General features: G+C 71.5%; 16 protein-coding genes. 15 read left to right on the plus strand and 1 reads right to left on the minus strand.

Going from position 1 to position 16,184, the window contains the following annotated elements:
• The first annotated feature begins 32 nt into the window (after positions 1 to 32).
• A complete protein-coding gene (gene hflX, locus ACZZ9K_RS16390) occupies positions 33 to 1,574 on the plus strand; it encodes a GTPase HflX (RefSeq protein WP_111054278.1) in 1,542 nt (513 codons plus the stop codon).
• A gap of 207 nt (positions 1,575 to 1,781) precedes the next feature.
• Here hflX and lexA read toward each other — a convergent pair whose 3' ends face one another.
• Positions 1,782 to 2,426 carry a transcriptional repressor LexA gene (lexA, locus tag ACZZ9K_RS16395; RefSeq protein WP_027464773.1) on the minus strand — a complete coding sequence of 215 codons (645 nt, stop codon included), beginning with the start codon at positions 2,424 to 2,426 and terminating at the stop codon, positions 1,782 to 1,784.
• A 236-nt stretch (positions 2,427 to 2,662) separates the two neighbouring features.
• Between lexA and ACZZ9K_RS16400 the strand changes: the two genes are divergently transcribed.
• The 14 genes from ACZZ9K_RS16400 to ACZZ9K_RS16465 all read left to right on the plus strand — a co-directional run bounded on the left by ACZZ9K_RS16400 (position 2,663) and on the right by ACZZ9K_RS16465 (position 16,069).
• Positions 2,663 to 3,040 (plus strand): LysM peptidoglycan-binding domain-containing protein, encoded by a 378-nt coding sequence (locus tag ACZZ9K_RS16400; protein ID WP_110859282.1) that lies wholly within the window; start codon positions 2,663 to 2,665, stop codon positions 3,038 to 3,040.
• Between the two features lie 64 nt (positions 3,041 to 3,104).
• A complete protein-coding gene (locus ACZZ9K_RS16405) occupies positions 3,105 to 4,211 on the plus strand; it encodes a histidinol-phosphate transaminase (RefSeq protein WP_463444607.1) in 1,107 nt (368 codons plus the stop codon).
• Positions 4,208 to 4,810 (plus strand): imidazoleglycerol-phosphate dehydratase HisB, encoded by a 603-nt coding sequence (gene hisB / locus ACZZ9K_RS16410; RefSeq protein WP_027464776.1) that lies wholly within the window; start codon positions 4,208 to 4,210, stop codon positions 4,808 to 4,810. The genes ACZZ9K_RS16405 and hisB overlap by 4 nt, the downstream gene beginning before the upstream one ends.
• Positions 4,807 to 5,445 carry an imidazole glycerol phosphate synthase subunit HisH gene (gene hisH / locus ACZZ9K_RS16415; protein WP_463444608.1) on the plus strand — a complete coding sequence of 213 codons (639 nt, stop codon included), beginning with the start codon at positions 4,807 to 4,809 and terminating at the stop codon, positions 5,443 to 5,445. The genes hisB and hisH overlap by 4 nt, the downstream gene beginning before the upstream one ends.
• 97 nt (positions 5,446 to 5,542) lie before the next feature.
• The gene (priA, locus tag ACZZ9K_RS16420; protein ID WP_017885902.1) at positions 5,543 to 6,289 is read left to right on the plus strand and encodes a bifunctional 1-(5-phosphoribosyl)-5-((5-phosphoribosylamino)methylideneamino)imidazole-4-carboxamide isomerase/phosphoribosylanthranilate isomerase PriA; all 747 of its coding nucleotides are present in this window, start codon (positions 5,543 to 5,545) and stop codon (positions 6,287 to 6,289) included.
• 4 nt (positions 6,290 to 6,293) lie between these two features.
• Entirely contained in the window at positions 6,294 to 7,109 is an 816-nt protein-coding gene (locus ACZZ9K_RS16425) for an SseB family protein (protein ID WP_111057442.1), read from the plus strand.
• 132 nt (positions 7,110 to 7,241) lie between these two features.
• On the plus strand, positions 7,242 to 8,117 hold the full coding sequence (locus ACZZ9K_RS16430) for a ParA family protein (RefSeq protein ID WP_017885900.1): 876 nt from the start codon (positions 7,242 to 7,244) through the stop codon (positions 8,115 to 8,117).
• Positions 8,101 to 8,904, plus strand: a complete 804-nt coding sequence (locus ACZZ9K_RS16435; RefSeq protein WP_171907825.1) for a segregation and condensation protein A — start codon at positions 8,101 to 8,103, stop codon at positions 8,902 to 8,904. The genes ACZZ9K_RS16430 and ACZZ9K_RS16435 overlap by 17 nt, the downstream gene beginning before the upstream one ends.
• The gene (gene scpB / locus ACZZ9K_RS16440; protein ID WP_463444609.1) at positions 8,894 to 9,583 is read left to right on the plus strand and encodes an SMC-Scp complex subunit ScpB; all 690 of its coding nucleotides are present in this window, start codon (positions 8,894 to 8,896) and stop codon (positions 9,581 to 9,583) included. Before ACZZ9K_RS16435 ends, scpB begins: the two co-directional genes overlap by 11 nt.
• Positions 9,584 to 10,847: 1,264 nt before the next feature.
• On the plus strand, positions 10,848 to 11,636 hold the full coding sequence (locus ACZZ9K_RS16445; RefSeq protein WP_228501111.1) for a pseudouridine synthase: 789 nt from the start codon (positions 10,848 to 10,850) through the stop codon (positions 11,634 to 11,636).
• Positions 11,637 to 11,694: 58 nt separating this feature from the next.
• The gene (locus ACZZ9K_RS16450; protein ID WP_463444610.1) at positions 11,695 to 12,807 is read left to right on the plus strand and encodes a prephenate dehydrogenase; all 1,113 of its coding nucleotides are present in this window, start codon (positions 11,695 to 11,697) and stop codon (positions 12,805 to 12,807) included.
• 197 nt (positions 12,808 to 13,004) lie between these two features.
• Positions 13,005 to 13,700, plus strand: coding sequence for a (d)CMP kinase (cmk, locus tag ACZZ9K_RS16455; protein WP_051596569.1), 696 nt, complete (start codon positions 13,005 to 13,007; stop codon positions 13,698 to 13,700).
• A gap of 106 nt (positions 13,701 to 13,806) precedes the next feature.
• Positions 13,807 to 15,327: a ribosome biogenesis GTPase Der gene (gene der / locus ACZZ9K_RS16460; RefSeq protein WP_027464783.1), complete on the plus strand. Its 1,521-nt coding sequence runs from the start codon at positions 13,807 to 13,809 to the stop codon at positions 15,325 to 15,327.
• Positions 15,328 to 15,442: 115 nt separating this feature from the next.
• Entirely contained in the window at positions 15,443 to 16,069 is a 627-nt protein-coding gene (locus ACZZ9K_RS16465; RefSeq protein ID WP_463444611.1) for a hypothetical protein, read from the plus strand.
• Positions 16,070 to 16,184 lie beyond the last annotated feature (115 nt).

Here is a 16,184-nt window from a genome sequence, read left to right on the forward strand (position 1 = left end):
CGGAGGGCCTGCGGAGGTAGCCTGTGCACAGGATGACGGATACCCATCAGCAGAACCACCAGACCAACGACGACAGCGCAGACGGTGTCGTCGAGAGGGTGTTGCGCAACGCAGACCACCGCGCAGCATCGTCCATCTTCGCACCCGCTCAGGCCATCCAGACGCAGTCGGTCGACGACCGCAGCTGGACCGGCGACGGCGACCAGTACGACCGTGAGGACCGTGCGGCGCTGCGCCGTGTCGCCGGCCTCTCCACCGAACTCGAGGACGTCACCGAGGTCGAGTACCGCCAGCTGCGGCTCGAGCAGGTCGTCCTCATCGGCGTGTACCCCCAGGGCGACGCCTCGGACGCCGAGAACTCGCTCCGCGAGCTCGCGGCACTCGCCGAGACCGCGGGCGCCGTGGTGCTCGACGGGCTCCTCCAGCGTCGGCCGAACCCGGACCCGGCAACCTACCTGGGCAAGGGCAAAGCCCAGGAGCTCGCGATGGTCGTCAAGGCCACCGGCGCCGACACGGTCATCGCCGACACCGAACTCGCACCCTCGCAGCGTCGTGCGCTCGAGGACGTCGTGAAGGTGAAGGTCATCGACCGCACGGCCGTGATCCTCGACATCTTCAGCCAGCACGCGAAGACCCGCGAGGGCAAGGCGCAGGTCGAACTCGCCCAGCTGCAGTACCTGCTGCCGCGACTTCGCGGTTGGGGTGACTCGATGTCCCGGCAGGCCGGTGGCCAGGTCTCCGGAGGTGCTGGCATGGGCTCTCGTGGCCCCGGCGAGACGAAGATGGAGCTCGACCGCCGCAAGATCCACACGCGGATGGCGAAGCTCCGCCGGCAGATCGCCGGGTTCACCCCGGCCCGTGAGGCCAAGCGTGCCGAGCGCAACCGCAACGAGGTGCCGAGCGTCGCGATCGCGGGCTACACCAACGCCGGCAAGTCGTCGCTCTTGAACCGGCTCACGAGCGCGGGTGTGCTCGTGCAGAACCAGCTCTTCGCGACGCTGGACGCCACCGTCCGTCGGACCGAGAGCGCCAAGGGCCGGGAGTTCACGTTCGTCGACACGGTCGGCTTCGTACGCAACCTGCCGCACCAGCTCGTCGAGGCCTTCCGCTCCACCCTCGAAGAGGTCGGCGACGCCGACGTCATCGTGCACGTGGTCGACGGCTCGCACCCCGACCCCGGGGCGCAGCTGTCCACCGTGCGCGAGGTCATCGGCGACGTCGGTGCGGGTGACATCCCGGAGATCGTCGTCTTCAACAAGGCCGACCTGATCGACGACGCGCAGCGTCTGGTGCTCATCGGACTCGTGCCGGACGCGGTGTTCGTGTCGGCACGCACCGGTGAGGGCATCCCGGAGCTCCTCGGCGTCATCGAGGACCGCCTGCCCGAGCCCGACGTCGACCTGACGATCGTGGTGCCGTACGACCGCGGCGACCTGGTGTCGTCGCTGCACGACACCGGCTCGGTCGAGTCCGTCGACTACGTCGAGGACGGCACGCGCCTGCGGGTGCGCGTCTTCCAGCGGCAGGTCGCCGAGCTCGAGCCCTACGTGGTCACGCCGGTCCCGACGGTCTGACGCTCGGCCCCGGCGGGCGCTGGAGAGCGCTGCCGCGCGGCCTGGAGGCCCGTCACGGGTCCGCCGGACGCCGTCGCGTCACCGAGACGCCCCGGAACACACGAAACGCCGCCGAATCCGGCGGCGTTTCGTCGTGCAGGGGGGCGTCGTACGAGGGGTTTCGTGCGCTGACGACGGAGTCTCGCGCCGGTGCAGCGCGGGCCGCTGTCAGAGGGAGCGGAGGACCGCGACGACCTTGCCGAGGACCGAGGCGGCGTCGCCGAGGATCGGCTCGAAGGCGGAGTTGCGCGGCAGCAGCCACGTGTGACCGTCGCGCTGGCGGAAGACCTTGACCGTCGCCTCTTCGTCGAGCATGGCTGCGACGATGTCACCGTTCTCGGCAGTCTGCTGCGACCGCACGACGACCCAGTCGCCGTCGCAGATCGCGGCGTCGATCATCGACTCACCGACGACCTTGAGCATGAAGAGCTCGCCGGTGCCGACGAGCTGTCGGGGGAGCGGGATGATCTCGTCGACGTGCTGCTCGGCGGTGATCGGGACACCGGCGGCGATCCGGCCGACGAGCGGCACGAGCGTGGTGGCGTCGATGTCCGGGCCGCCGACGTCGGACGACGGCTCGTCGACCAGGACCTCGAGCGCGCGTGGACGGTTCGGGTCGCGGCGGATCCAGCCACCGAGCTCGAGCTGGCCGAGCTGGTGGGAGACGCTGGAGAGCGAGGAGAGCCCGGCGGCGTCGCCGATCTCGCGCATGCTCGGCGGGTAGCCCCGTGAGGCGATCGACGCACGGATCGCGTCGAAGATCGCCTGCTGCTTCGGCGTCAGCGGCTTCTGGCCCCGCAGTTCGTCCACCACGTCGTCTCGCTTTCGTCGGTGCCGGTCCGGCCGCGGCGGGAATGTCGGTGGTCCCCGTCAGGCTTGTGCCAGTCGATCGAAACAGTATCCGACCAGCCAGGGCCGGACAAACACCTGTTCGAGCGTGTCGCAAGAAAACCCCGTACAAATCTCCTCCGAGGACTTGTGCGTCGTCTGATTCGAAACTATGTTCGGTACACGACTTCGGTTCCACCGAACGGGAAGGCAAGAACGACATGAGCACCATCGCCATCGCTGACATCCAGCGCACCGCGGCGCCCGCCGTGCGTACCCGCCTGCGTCTGACGCGTCGCGGCCGTATCGTCTTCACGACGCTCGCCGCGCTCCCGCTCCTCATCGTCGTCGCGCTCGGCGTGCTGAACGGTGGACAGGCCTCCGCCGGTGACGCCACCGCCGGCGGCGCTCGCACCCAGTTCGAGACCGTGACGATCCAGCCGGGCGAGACGCTCTGGCAGCTCGCCGAGCAGACGGCCCCCGACTCGGACCCGCGCGACTTCGTGCAGGACGTCGTGAGCCTCAACGCGCTCGACGGCTCCGCGCTGCAGGCCGGCGAAGAGATCGCCATCCCCACCAAGTACACCGACGGCGAGTAGCCACTCGGGCAACGCCGTCCAGACGGCTGGTCGTCGCACGGTGACAGCGGCCTACGATGGATCGGTGGCATTCACGCTCGAAGACCTCCCGATCCGAGACGACCTGCGCGGGCAGAGCCCCTACGGCGCTCCGCAGAAGCACGTCCGTGTGCAGCTCAACGTCAACGAGAACACGCATCCGGTTCCGGACGACGTCGCTGCGGACATCGTCGAGTCGATCCGGCAGGCCCTGCTGACGGTCAACCGGTACCCGGACCGCGAGTTCACCGAGCTCCGGCAGTCCCTTGCCGACTACCTCGGGCACGAGCTGACCGCCGAGCAGCTCTGGGCGGCGAACGGGTCCAACGAGGTGTTGCAGCAGCTCCTCCAGGCGTTCGGTGGGCCCGGTCGCTCGGTGCTCGGGTTCCCGCCCACCTACTCGATGCACTCGATCCTCGCGTCGGGCACCGGCACCACGTGGATCCCGGCCCAGCGGGACGACGAGTTCCGCATCTCGCCCGAGACCGTCGTGGCGGCCATCCGTGCGCACCAGCCGGACATCGTGTTCCTGTGCGGGCCGAACAACCCGACGGGCACCCCGCTCGACATCGAGACGATCGCGGCCGCCTACGACGCGACCGACGGCATCGTGATGGTGGACGAGGCGTACGCCGAGTTCATGCCGTCCGACGCTCCGAGCGCCCTCACGCTGCTGCCCGGTCGTGAGCGCCTCGTGGTCTCCCGCACCATGAGCAAGGCGTTCGCGTTCGCCGGTGCCCGGGTCGGGTACATGGCCGCGCACCCGGCCGTCGTCGACGCCGTCCGGCTCGTCCGGCTGCCGTACCACCTGTCCGCGCTGACCCAGGCGGCGGCGGTCGCGGCACTCCGGCACGCCCCCGAGATGCTGGCGATGGTCGACGACATCAAGGGGCAGCGCGACCGCATGGTCACCGAGCTCCAGGCCATGGGGTACCGCACCTACGAGACCTGGTCGAACTTCGTCCTGTTCGGTGGTGTGGCCGACCCGAACGCCGCGTTCGGAGCGCTCCTCGAGCGTGACGTCATCGTGCGCGACCTCGGGATCCCGAACCACCTGCGGGTGAGCGCGGGAACCGAGGCCGAGACGACCGCGTTCCTCGACGCCATGCGGCAGGTCGCCGCCGAGCAGCCGCCGGTTAGGGTTGAGGCATGACCGCCCGCACCGCCTCGATCAGCCGTTCGACGAGCGAATCGAGTGTCGAACTCGAGCTCGACCTGGACGGCACCGGGACCTCGTCGATCTCGACCTCCGTCCCGTTCTTCGACCACATGCTGACCGCGTTCAGCAAGCACTCCCTGATCGACCTGCGGGTGCGCTCGACGGGCGACACCGACATCGACGTGCACCACACGGTCGAGGACACCGGCATCGTGCTCGGACAGGCGATCAAGCAGGCCCTCGGGGACCGCTCCGGCATCGGCCGGTACGGCGACGCCCTGGTCCCGCTCGACGAAGCGCTGGCCCAGGCTGTCGTCGATGTCTCCGGGCGTCCGTTCCTCGTGCACTCCGGCGAGCCCGCGGGCTTCGAGTTCCACCGCATCGGCGGCCACTTCACCGGCTCGATGGTCCGCCACGTGTTCGAGGCGATCACGTTCAACGCCGGCATCACCGTCCATGTCCGCGTGCTCGAGGGCCGGGACCCCCACCACATCGCCGAAGCCGAGTTCAAGGCGTTCGCCCGAGCCATGCGCAAGGCGGTCGAACTGGACCCGCGCGTCGACGGCATCCCCTCGACGAAGGGCGCCCTGTGACCGCCGCCAAGCCGAACGTCGTCGTCCTCGACTACGGGTCGGGCAACGTCCACTCCGCCGCCAAGGCGCTCGAGCGCGCCGGGGCCGACGTCACGCTGACCTCCGACAAGCAGGCGGCGCTCAAGGCCGACGGCCTGCTCGTCCCCGGCGTCGGCGCGTTTGCCGCCGTGATCGACCAGCTCGAGGGCGTTCAAGGCGGCGAGATCGTCGACCACCGTCTGGCCGGCGGGCGACCCGTGCTCGGCATCTGCGTCGGCATGCAGGTCCTGTTCTCGCGCGGCATCGAGCGTGGTGCCGACGTCGAAGGGCTCGGCCAGTGGCCCGGCACCGTGCAGGAGATCCAGGCCGAGGTGCTGCCGCACATGGGCTGGAACACCGTGCAGGCCCCCGAGGACTCCGTGCTGTTCGACGGGCTGCACGACGAGCGTTTCTACTTCGTGCACTCCTACGGCGTGACCGACTTCCCACTCGAGGCCTACGGGCCGTTCCGTGAGCCCCGTCTGACGTGGGCCGAGCACGGGCAGCCGTTCATCGCCGCGGTCGAGAACGGACCGCTCACCGCCACGCAGTTCCACCCCGAGAAGTCCGGCGAGCCGGGCATCCGCCTGCTCTCCAACTGGGTGCGTTCGCTCTGAACCCGGCCGGCGCCGGGCGCGACGGCCGTGCCGGACGCGCACCGGGCCTCCCGGCCGTCCGCAGCCTCTTCTCCACCGCAACGAAACCGACAGGACCATGACCGACCTCACCGACACCCCGCCCCTCGTCCTGCTGCCGGCGGTCGACGTCGTCGACGGACAGGCCGTGCGACTCACGCAGGGCGAGGCGGGGAGCGAGACCGGCTACGGCGACCCCGTCGCCGCTGCCCGGACCTGGCGTGACCAGGGCGCCGAGTGGATCCACCTCGTCGACCTCGACGCGGCGTTCGGCCGTGGCGACAACCGCCGGGTGATCGCGCACGCCGTCCGCGAGGTCGAGGGCGTCTCCGTCGAGCTGTCCGGCGGCATCCGTGACGACGCCTCGCTCGAAGCGGCACTGGCGACCGGTGCGGCACGCGTGAACCTCGGCACCGCGGCGCTCGAGAACCCCGACTGGGCCGCCCGTGTGATCGGTGAGTACGGCGAGCAGATCGCGGTCGGGCTGGACGTCCGCGGCACCACGCTCTCGAGCCGCGGCTGGACCGAGGACGCCGGTGACCTGTGGGAGGTGCTCGACCGGCTGGAAGCCGCCGGGTGTGCCCGCTACGTGGTGACCGACGTCACCAAGGACGGCACGCTGCAGGGGCCGAACGTCGAACTGCTCCGCCAGGTGTGCGACCGGACCGACCAGCCCGTGGTGGCCTCGGGCGGGATCTCCACGCTCGACGACCTCCGTGCGCTCCGCGAACTCGTGCCGTACGGGCTCGAGGGCGCGATCATCGGCAAGGCGCTGTACTCCGGGGCGTTCACGCTGCCGGCCGCACTCGACATCGCCTCCGAGTAACGCCGTGGCGGGCATCTCGAACGGCCGTGGCACCGGACCCGACGCCGACGACGCGCACACCCCCGGTGGGGCCGCGGACTCGGCGGGCTTCTCGTGGGAAGGCCGCACGTTCGACCACCACGACACCGCGTTCGCCGAGGACGACGGACTCGCCGACCCCGCGGTGGTCGCCGCGATCGGCGCGCTCGCCGGCGGTGCCTCGCAGGCGGCGATCGTCGAGGCGCTCCGCACCGCCCGCCTGCTCATCCCGCTCATCGCCGAGGCCGGCGACGTGGGGGAGACCGACGAGGGCAAGCTCGTCGACAAGACCCAGGAACTCTCGATCGTGACGGTCGCCGGTCCGGACGGTCGCAGCGTCATGCCGGCGTTCACCTCGGTCGACGCCATGCACGCGTGGGACCCGGACGCGCGCCCGGTCCCGGTGGAGTCCCGCCGTGTGGCGATGGCCGCGGCGAGCGAGGACACCCAGCTCGTCGTGCTCGACCCGAAGTCGCCGACCGAGTTCGTGCTGCGTCGTCCGGCGGTGTGGGCGCTCGGGCAGGACCTGCCGTGGGCCCCGTGCTTCGAGGACCCCGACGTGGCCCGCGCGTTCGCCGCGTCGGTCGAGGGGGAGTCCAGCGTCGCCCGTGTCGAACTCGCGCCGGGCGACCCGGTCGGCCGGTTCGCCGGGCCGGAGCTGACGGTGGGCCTGGCGCTGCACCCGGGGCTCGACCGAGAGCAGGTCGGCGAGCTCGTCGGCCGGCTGCAGCAGCGGTGGTCGACCGACCCCGTGATCGCCGAGCGGGTCGACAGCATGCGCGTCGCCCTGCGCGCTGCCTGACGAGCAACAGCAACAGCGCAGCAGCAGCAACAGCGCAGCGGCAGCGCCCGCGGCCAGGCTGCCAGCCAGCGGCGCAGCGGTCCCGCGGCGGTGCGACCCGGCCCAGCCCGAGGTCGCCGGTACGATGACGGGGTGAGCCCGAACCCGACGACCAACCCCACCGGCGCGACCACCCACGGTCCGACGGGGCGTCCCGTCCGGGACTTCCCCGTGCCCGAGGAGCTCGACAGCACCGGACCCGCCCGCATCATCGCGCTCTGCAACCAGAAGGGCGGCGTGGGCAAGACCACGACGGCCATCAACCTGGGCGCCGCGCTCGCCGAGTACGGCCGCAAGGTCCTGGCCGTCGACTTCGACCCGCAGGGTGCGCTGTCCGCTGGCCTCGGGGTCCGGACGCACGACATCCACACCGTGTACGACCTGCTGATGGGTGCCGTGAAGGACCCGAACCAGGTCATCCAGCCGACGAACACCCCCGGCCTCGACGTCATCCCGGCGAACATCGACCTGTCCGCGGCCGAGGTGCACCTGGTCAACGAGGTCGCCCGCGAGCAGATCCTGGCGAGCGTGCTGCGCAAGGTCGCGAACGACTACGACGTGATCCTGGTCGACTGCCAGCCGTCGCTCGGCCTGCTCACCGTGAACGCCCTGACCGCGGCGCACGGCGTGCTCATCCCGCTCGAGTGCGAGTTCTTCGCGCTCCGCGGTGTCGCCCTGCTCATCGAGACGATCGACAAGGTGCGCGACCGCCTCAACCCGGCGCTCAAGCTCGACGGCATCCTGGCGACCATGTACGACTCGCGCACACTGCACTCCCGCGAGGTCATGGAGCGGGTCGTCGACACCTTCGACGACCGCGTGCTCGACACCGTCATCGGCCGCACCGTGAAGTTCCCGGACGCCACGGTGTCCGCGCGCCCGATCACGCAGACCGCGCCGGACCACCCTGCCGCCCACGCCTACCGGCAGCTCGCACGAGAGCTCGTCCAGCGTGGCGCCGTCGCCTGACGCGGGGTTCCGGGTCCGGCTTGCCAACTTCGACGGACCGTTCGACCTCCTGCTGTCGCTCATCACGAAGCACGAGCTCGACATCACCGAGGTGTCGCTCGGTGCCGTGACGGGGGAGTTCATCCAGTACGTCCGGCAGGCCGAGTCCGCCGACGAGCTCGACGAGGCCAGTGAGTTCCTGGTCGTCGCGGCGACCCTGCTCGACCTGAAGATCGTCGGGCTGCTGCCCCAGGGTGAGCTCGTGGACGCCGAGGACGTCGCCCTGCTCGAGGCCCGCGACCTGCTGTTCGCCCGACTGCTGCAGTACCGGGCGTTCAAGCAGGCCGCCGACTGGTTCGGGGAGCGCTGGGGCGTCGAGTCGCGCCGGCACGTCCGCAGCGTCCGGCTCGAGGAGCGGTTCCGTGCGCGGACGCCGGAACTCGTCTGGACCCTGTCGGTGCAGGACTTCGCCGCGCTGGCCGCGCTGGCCTTCGCCCCGCGGGAGATCCCGACCGTCGGCCTCGACCACCTGCACGCCCCGCTCATCAGCATCCGCGAACAGGCCGCGATCGTCGTCTCGATCCTCCGCACCCGTGATGGTGAGGGCGTCTCGTTCCGTGAACTGGTCGCGGGCGTCGACCAGACGGGTATCGTGGTGGCTCGCTTCCTCGCGATCCTCGAGCTGTACCGGAACGCGTCGATCTCGTTCGAGCAGCTCGAGCCGCTCGGGGAGCTGACACTGCGGTGGACCGCCGAGGACTGGTCCGACGAGAGCCTCGCGAACCTGGGAGCCGACTATGACGGATGACGTGCACGACACGTCCAGCGCCGAACCCGGCGGCGCCGACGAGATGGCCGACGCCCGCGCGATCGAGCACGAGATCCACGAGCGCGCCGCGTCCGAGGCCCACCCCGCCATCCCCATCGACCGCCAGCTCGAGGCCATCCTGATGATCGCCGACCAGCCACAGTCGCTCGTCGCCCTCGGTGCTGCGGTCGGTTCGCCCGTCCCCGCCGTCCGCCAGGCGATCGACCGCCTGGTCGCGGACTTCGACGGCGTCGACGGCACGATCCGTCGTGGCTTCGAACTGCGCGAGGTCGGTGGCGGCTGGCGCTTCTACGTCCGCACCGACCTGGACCCCGTGGTCGAGCAGTTCGTCGAGGCCGAGCGCCCCTCGCGGCTGTCGCAGGCCGCGCTCGAGACCCTGGCGGTCGTCGCCTACAAGCAGCCGATCACCCGCTCGCAGATCGCTGCGATCCGCGCCGTCAACGTCGACGGCGTCGTCCGAACCCTGGTGGCACGCGGCCTCATCGAGGAGTCGTTCACCGACGCCGAGACCGGCGCCATCAACTACGTCACGTCCGGCCTGCTCCTGCAGCAGCTCGGCATCAACTCGCTCGACGAGCTGCCGCTCATCTCGCCCCTCCTGGACGACGGTGCGGACGGCTTCGAGCAGAACGAAGGGATCCCCGATGGCAGGGTTTGACGACCGGGGGCGCGGCGCGCCCCGAGACCGAGACGACCGCAACGGACGCTCAGGAGGCCCGGATCGCTCCGGCCGCCCGACCGGCGGACGCGGCGGGGCCGGTTCCGGTGCCGGTGGCCGCTCCGGCGGGTACGGTCGCGACGACCGCGGGGGCGCACGCTCGCCGCGTGACGACGACCGCCGTGGCGGGTACCCGTCGCGTGACGACCGTGGCGGCGACCGCGGCGGGTACCGCGGGGCCTCGGCTCCGCGTGACGACCGTGGTGGGTACCGGGGTCGTGACGACCGTTCCGGTGGCGGTGACCGTGGTGGCTACCGCGGGAACTCCGCTCCGCGTGACGACCGCGGCGGCTACCGGGGTCGTGACGACCGTGGGGCTTCCGCGCCGCGCGACGACCGGGGTGGCGATCGTGGTGGGTACCGCGGGGCTTCGGCTCCGCGTGACGACCGTGGTGGGTACCGGGGTCGCGATGACCGTTCCGGTGGCGGTGACCGTGGTGGCTACCGTGGCAACTCGGCTCCGCGTGACGACCGTGGTGGGTACCGCGGACGTGACGACCGTGGGGCTTCGGCTCCGCGGGACGACCGCGGCGGCTATCGTGGCTCGGCTCCGCGCGACGACCGTGGCGGGTACCGGGGTCGCGACGACCGTGGGAGCTCGGCACCACGCGATGACCGCGGTGGGTACCGCGGCAACTCGGCACCTCGTGACGACCGTGGTGGGTACCGCGGCCGTGACGACCGTGGTGCTCCTGCCCCGCGGGACGACCGTGGCGGCTACCGGGGTCGCGACGACCGTTCCGGTGGCGGCGACCGTGGTGGGTACCGCGGCAACTCCGCTCCGCGTGATGACCGTGGTGGCTACCGCGGCCGTGACGACCGTGGGGCTTCGGCACCGCGTGACGACCGCGGCGGGTACCGCGGCCGCGACGACCGTGGGGCTTCGGCACCGCCTGACGACCGTGGCGGGTACCGGGGTCGCGACGACCGTGGCAGCTCCGCTCCCCGCGACGACCGGCGCGACGACCGCCGGACTCCCGACGGCCAGCAGAGCCGCGTCTGGCACAACGGACGCCGTTACGTCGGCGGCACCACGAGTGTCCGCAACAGCGACCGCACCACGCCGAAGCCGAGCGGGCAGCGCGACGACCGGGGCAACCCGGCCGAGGGCACGCCCGAACGGCCGATCATCGAGGACTGGGACGCGGCGGACGGAACGGCTCCTGCCGGGGCCGAGCCGGGCCTCCAGGCAGAGGGTGAGCGCCTGCAGAAGGTGATCGCCGCTGCCGGCGTGGCATCCCGCCGGGTCGCGGAGAACCTGATCGTCGAGGGCCGCGTGACGGTCAACGGTGAGGTCGTGGACGCCCTCGGGCGTCGTGTCGACCCCGAGAAGGACGCGATCAGCGTCGACGGCGTGCCGGTGCAGATCGACTCGTCGCGGCGCTACATCGTGCTGAACAAGCCGACCGGTGTCGTCTCGAGCCTGCAGGACGAGCGCGGTCGCCGCGACCTGACCGAGTTCGTGGACCGCTACGAGGAGCGTCTGTTCAACGTCGGCCGTCTCGACGCCGAGACCTCCGGGCTGCTCGTCCTGACGAACGACGGCGACCTGGCACACGTGCTCGCGCACCCGTCGTTCGGCGTGCAGAAGACGTACATCGCGAAGGTCCACGGCAACGTGAACCCCGCCGTGGTGCAGCGCCTGACCGAGGGCGTCGAGCTCGAGGACGGTCCGATCAAGGCCGACAAGGTGCGGTTGCTCGAGTCCTCGCGGGGTGAGTCGCTCGTCGAGATCACCCTGCACTCCGGCCGCAACCGCATCGTCCGTCGCATGCTCGAGGCCGTCGACCACCCGGTCCTCGAACTCGTCCGCCGGTCGTTCGGACCGCTGCACCTGGGCAGCCTGCCGCCGGGCAAGATGCGCGAGCTCGGCACGGTCGAGGTGGGCAAGCTGCTCAGCACCGTCCGTGACGCGAAGCCGTCCGCTCGTGACGACCGCGACGTCGCCCTCGACCAGGACGACGACGAGTACGAGGACGAGTCGGCGGACTGACCGACCCCGACGCTCGGGCATCGACCGATGCCCGAGCCTCGATCGGTAGGCTTGCCCGGTGACCGACGTGACCCCGACCGACATCGACCGCCGTCTGCGCGGCCCGGTCCGGGTCGTCGGTGCCGGGTTGCTCGGCGCCTCGATCGGTCTCGCCCTGCGCGAGAAGGGCGTGGACGTCGTCCTCGACGACGTCTCGCCCGCCGCGCTGGCGCTCGCCGTGGACTACGGCGCCGGGCGTCGACCCGCCGCCGGCGACCAGCCGGAGCTCGTCGTCGTCGCGGTGCCGCCGGACGTCGTCGCGACCGTGGTGGAGCGCGAGCTCGCCGCCCACCCCGACGCCGTGGTGACGGACGTCGCCAGCGTGAAGTCCGGGCCGCTCGCTGCCCTGGTGGCGGCCGGGGCCGACGTCTCCCGCTACATCGGGTCGCACCCGATGGCCGGACGTGAGCGCAGCGGTCCGACCGCCGCCCGCGCCGACCTGTTCGTCGGGCGCCCCTGGGTGATCGCCGGGCACGACGGCATCACGTACCAGCGTGCCGCGGTGGTCGAGGACCTCGCGCTCGACGTCGGCGCCACCGTCGTGCCGATGGACCCGGAGTCGCACGACCTCGCCGTCGCGTACGTCTCGCACGCGCCGCAGCTCGTGTCGACGCTGATGGCCTCGCGCCTGCGGGATGCCCCCGACGGGTCGCTCGGCCTGGCCGGCGGCGGCGTGCGCGACGTCACCCGGATCGCCGCGAGCGACCCCGGTCTCTGGGTGCAGATCATCGCTGCGAACGCCGGGCACATCCGGCCGGTGCTCACCGACCTGCGCGACGACCTGTCCCGCGTGATCGACGCGCTCGGCGACCCGGACGGTGCCGGATCGCCCCGCACCATCGCCGAGACCATCGCCGACGGCAACCGTGGGGTCGAACGACTCCCCGGCAAGCACGGCACCACCAAGCGCTTCGCCCAGGTGGTCGTCCTGGTCGACGACACCCCCGGGCAGATCGCCGCACTCCTGACGTTCATCGGGGAGATCGGCATCAACCTCGAGGACATGCGCCTCGAGCACTCACCGGGCGCACAGATCGGCATCGTCGAGGTGTCGGTGCTGCCCGAGCAGGAACAGCGACTCGTCGAGGAACTCGAGGGGCGCGGATGGAGGATCGCAGCAGCATGGGCCTGAACGACGACACGAACGACTCCGGCGTGATCAGTGGACGCGCTCCGGCCGGCGGGACCGACGGGCCCGACTCCGGCCTGCCGACGCCGACCCCGACTCCTGGCGACGGGGCACGCGGCGGTGCTGAGGGTGGCCCCCTCGGCGGTCCGGCCGGCGGCCTCGGCGAACCCGGCGGGGAGCCCGGCTCCACCAGCGCCCCGATGCCGTCCGGCCTGGCCGACGGCGCCTACGTGGCGAAGATCGTCATCGCGGTCGACGGCCCCGCCGGCAGCGGCAAGTCGAGCGTCTCCCGTGCGGCAGCCCGCGCCCTGGGCTACGGCTACCAGGACACCGGCGCCGCCTACCGTGCACTCGCGTGGCACGCCCTGCAGCAGCGGGTCGACCTCGACGACGCCGCGGCGATCCTGGCGAGCTGGGACACCTTCGACTACGCCATCGGCACCGACCCCGACGACTACTACGTCAAGGTGGGGGAGACCGACGTGACCGAGGCCATCCGCACCCCCGACGTCACCGGCGCGGTCGCCCACATCGCGAAGCTCCCGGACGTCCGGAAGCGCCTGGTCCAGCTGTTCCGGAACGTGATGCGGAAGACCGACGCCCCGGGCATCATCACCGAGGGCCGGGACATCACCACGGTCGTCGCACCCGATGCCGAGGTCCGGATCCTGCTGACGGCCGACGAGTCCGTTAGAATGGCCCGACGCTCGGCAGAGGTCACGACCCAGTCGGCCGCCGAGACCTCCGCAGCACTCGCTCGTCGCGACGCGGCGGACGCGAAGGTCGTCGACTTCATGAACGCCGCCGACGGCGTCACGACGCTCGACTCCACCGACCTCGACTTCGACCAGACCGTGCAGGCGGTCGTCGACCTGGCCCGCGCGGCCACGCACTGACGCAGACCGGACCGCTTCGGCGGGACGGTCCACCACGGCCGGACCCCCGGCCCGGCCGGCAACGGCCACCGACACCGCGGCCCCGGCCGCTCGCGAGGAACCCAAGATGGCTCAGCTGGACAACCCGGACAACGACGACTTCCCCCAGTACGACGACGCCCTCGGCGAGCGGCTCGCCGGACTCGACGAGGCCGAGGCCGAGCAGCGCGCGACCGCGCTCCGCGCCGGACTCGAGGAGTACGACCTCGAGGACGAAGACCTCGCGCTGCTCGAGGCCGGTCAGGTCGGCGAGGACGGCGTCCACTACCTGCCCGCCTACCCGGTGCTCGCGATCGTCGGCCGCCCGAACGTCGGCAAGTCCGCGCTCGTGAACCGCATCCTCGGTCGTCGTGAGGCCGTCGTGCAGGACGTCCCCGGCGTCACCCGCGACCGTGTCAGCTACAAGGCCGACTGGAACGACAAGCGCTTCACGCTCGTCGACACCGGCGGCTGGGAGCCCGGCGCCGAGGGCATCAACGCCTCGGTCGCCGCGCAGGCCGAGGTCGCGATCGACCTCGCCGACGCCGTGCTGTTCGTCGTGGACGTCACGGTCGGGATCACGGCCACCGACGAGCACGTCGTCAAGATGCTCCGCGGCACCGACCGCCCCGTCATCGTCGTCGCGAACAAGGCCGACGACGAGCGCCGTGAACTCGACGCCTACGAACTCTGGAACCTGGGGCTCGGCGAGCCGCACCCGGTGTCGGCCCTGCACGGACGCGGCGTCGCGGACCTGCTCGACCTGATCATCAAGACGCTGCCCGACACCTCGGCCGTCGCCAAACAGGAGGTCGGCGGCCCTCGCCGCGTGGCCATCCTCGGCCGCCCGAACGTCGGCAAGAGCTCGCTGCTCAACAAGGCCGCCGGTGAAGAGCGGGTCGTCGTGAACGACATCGCCGGCACCACCCGTGACCCGGTGGACGAGCAGATCGAGCTCGGCGGCAAGGTGTGGCGCTTCGTCGACACCGCCGGCATCCGCAAGCGCGTGCACATGCAGCAGGGCGCCGACTTCTACGCCTCGCTCCGCACCACCGCCGCGCTCGAGAAGGCCGAGGTCGCCGTCGTCGTCCTCGACGTCACCGAGCCGGTGTCCGTGCAGGACCTCCGCATCATCGACCTCGTCCTCGAGTCCGGCCGTGCCCTCGTGCTGGCCTACAACAAGTGGGACCTGCTCGACGACGAGCGCCGCCGTTACCTGGAGCGCGAGATCGAGCAGGACCTGGCGCACGTCGCCTGGGCTCCGCGCGTGAACATCTCCGCCCGTACCGGCCGCCACCTCGAGAAGCTCGTGCCGGCGCTCGAGACAGCCCTCGAGTCGTGGGACACCCGCATCCCGACCGGCAAGGTCAACGCCTTCATCGCCGAGCTCGTGCAGGAACACCCCCACCCCGTGCGCGGCGGCAAGCAGCCCCGCATCCTGTTCGGGACCCAGGCGTCGAGCCAGCCGCCGACCTTCGTGCTCTTCACGTCGGCGTTCCTCGACCCGCAGTACCGGCGCTTCATCACGCGTCGCCTCCGCGAGGTCTGGGGCTTCTCCGGCACGCCGATCAACGTCAACATGCGGGTGCGCGAGCGCCGGAAGCGCTGAGCCGTCCCACCCGTCACGCAGAACGCGCCTCGATCCGTCGGGGCGCGTTCTGCGTTCGTGTTCGGCCTGGAGGCCCGCAGTCGGTCCGGCACGCCGGTGCGGCATCATTGGGGGCGTGCGTACCGGGCCGTGGGCAGCGGACCGACGTCGGCTCGCCCTGGTGGGCGTCCTCGTCGGTGTGGTCGTCGTGGGTTCGGTGTCCCTCTGGACGATCTCGCACACGTCCGACGACGGCGACACGGGCACCCGTGCCGACCCCGTGCCCTCCGAGCCGGCGCAGTCGCCCGACGTCCGACTGCCGCCGTCCACCGGCCTCGAGGAACCGATCGAGCCCGAACCCGTCCGTCCGGTCGACGGTTCGCCGATCGACCCGTGGTGGCGCCGCGTCCCGCCGGTGTCCGGTGACATCGTCGGCATCGGGGCTGCGGCCTCCGGGCACGTCCGGATCGCTGCGAACACGAGTGACGAGACCCTCGCGGTGGAGATCGACCACCTGGAGACCGGCGGGGACGGCCCCGTCGACGTCGTGCTGTCCGCGGGGACGGTGCGCGGTGGTGCGAAGCCGATGTGGACGCCCGCCGGGGAGTCCTACGACCTGTTCCAGGCCGCCGGGGTCGAACAGGGACTGACCGTCGTGCTCAGCGATCCGTGGTCACTGCCCGACGAGGTCCGTTCCCTGGTCCTGCTCGACGCCGACACCGGCACCGTGCTGGGCGGCGCGGCACTCGTCCCGTCGGACTGAGCGGGGCGTGCCGGGGGCGTGCTGAACCGACGCCGAACGACACTGTCGTGGTCGTCCGACGTCGACAGTGTCGTTCCGCATCGGTGCTCGTGGCTGTGCCGCGTCCGCTGCCGCC

It is taken from the genome of Curtobacterium sp. AC268, from assembly GCF_979258745.1.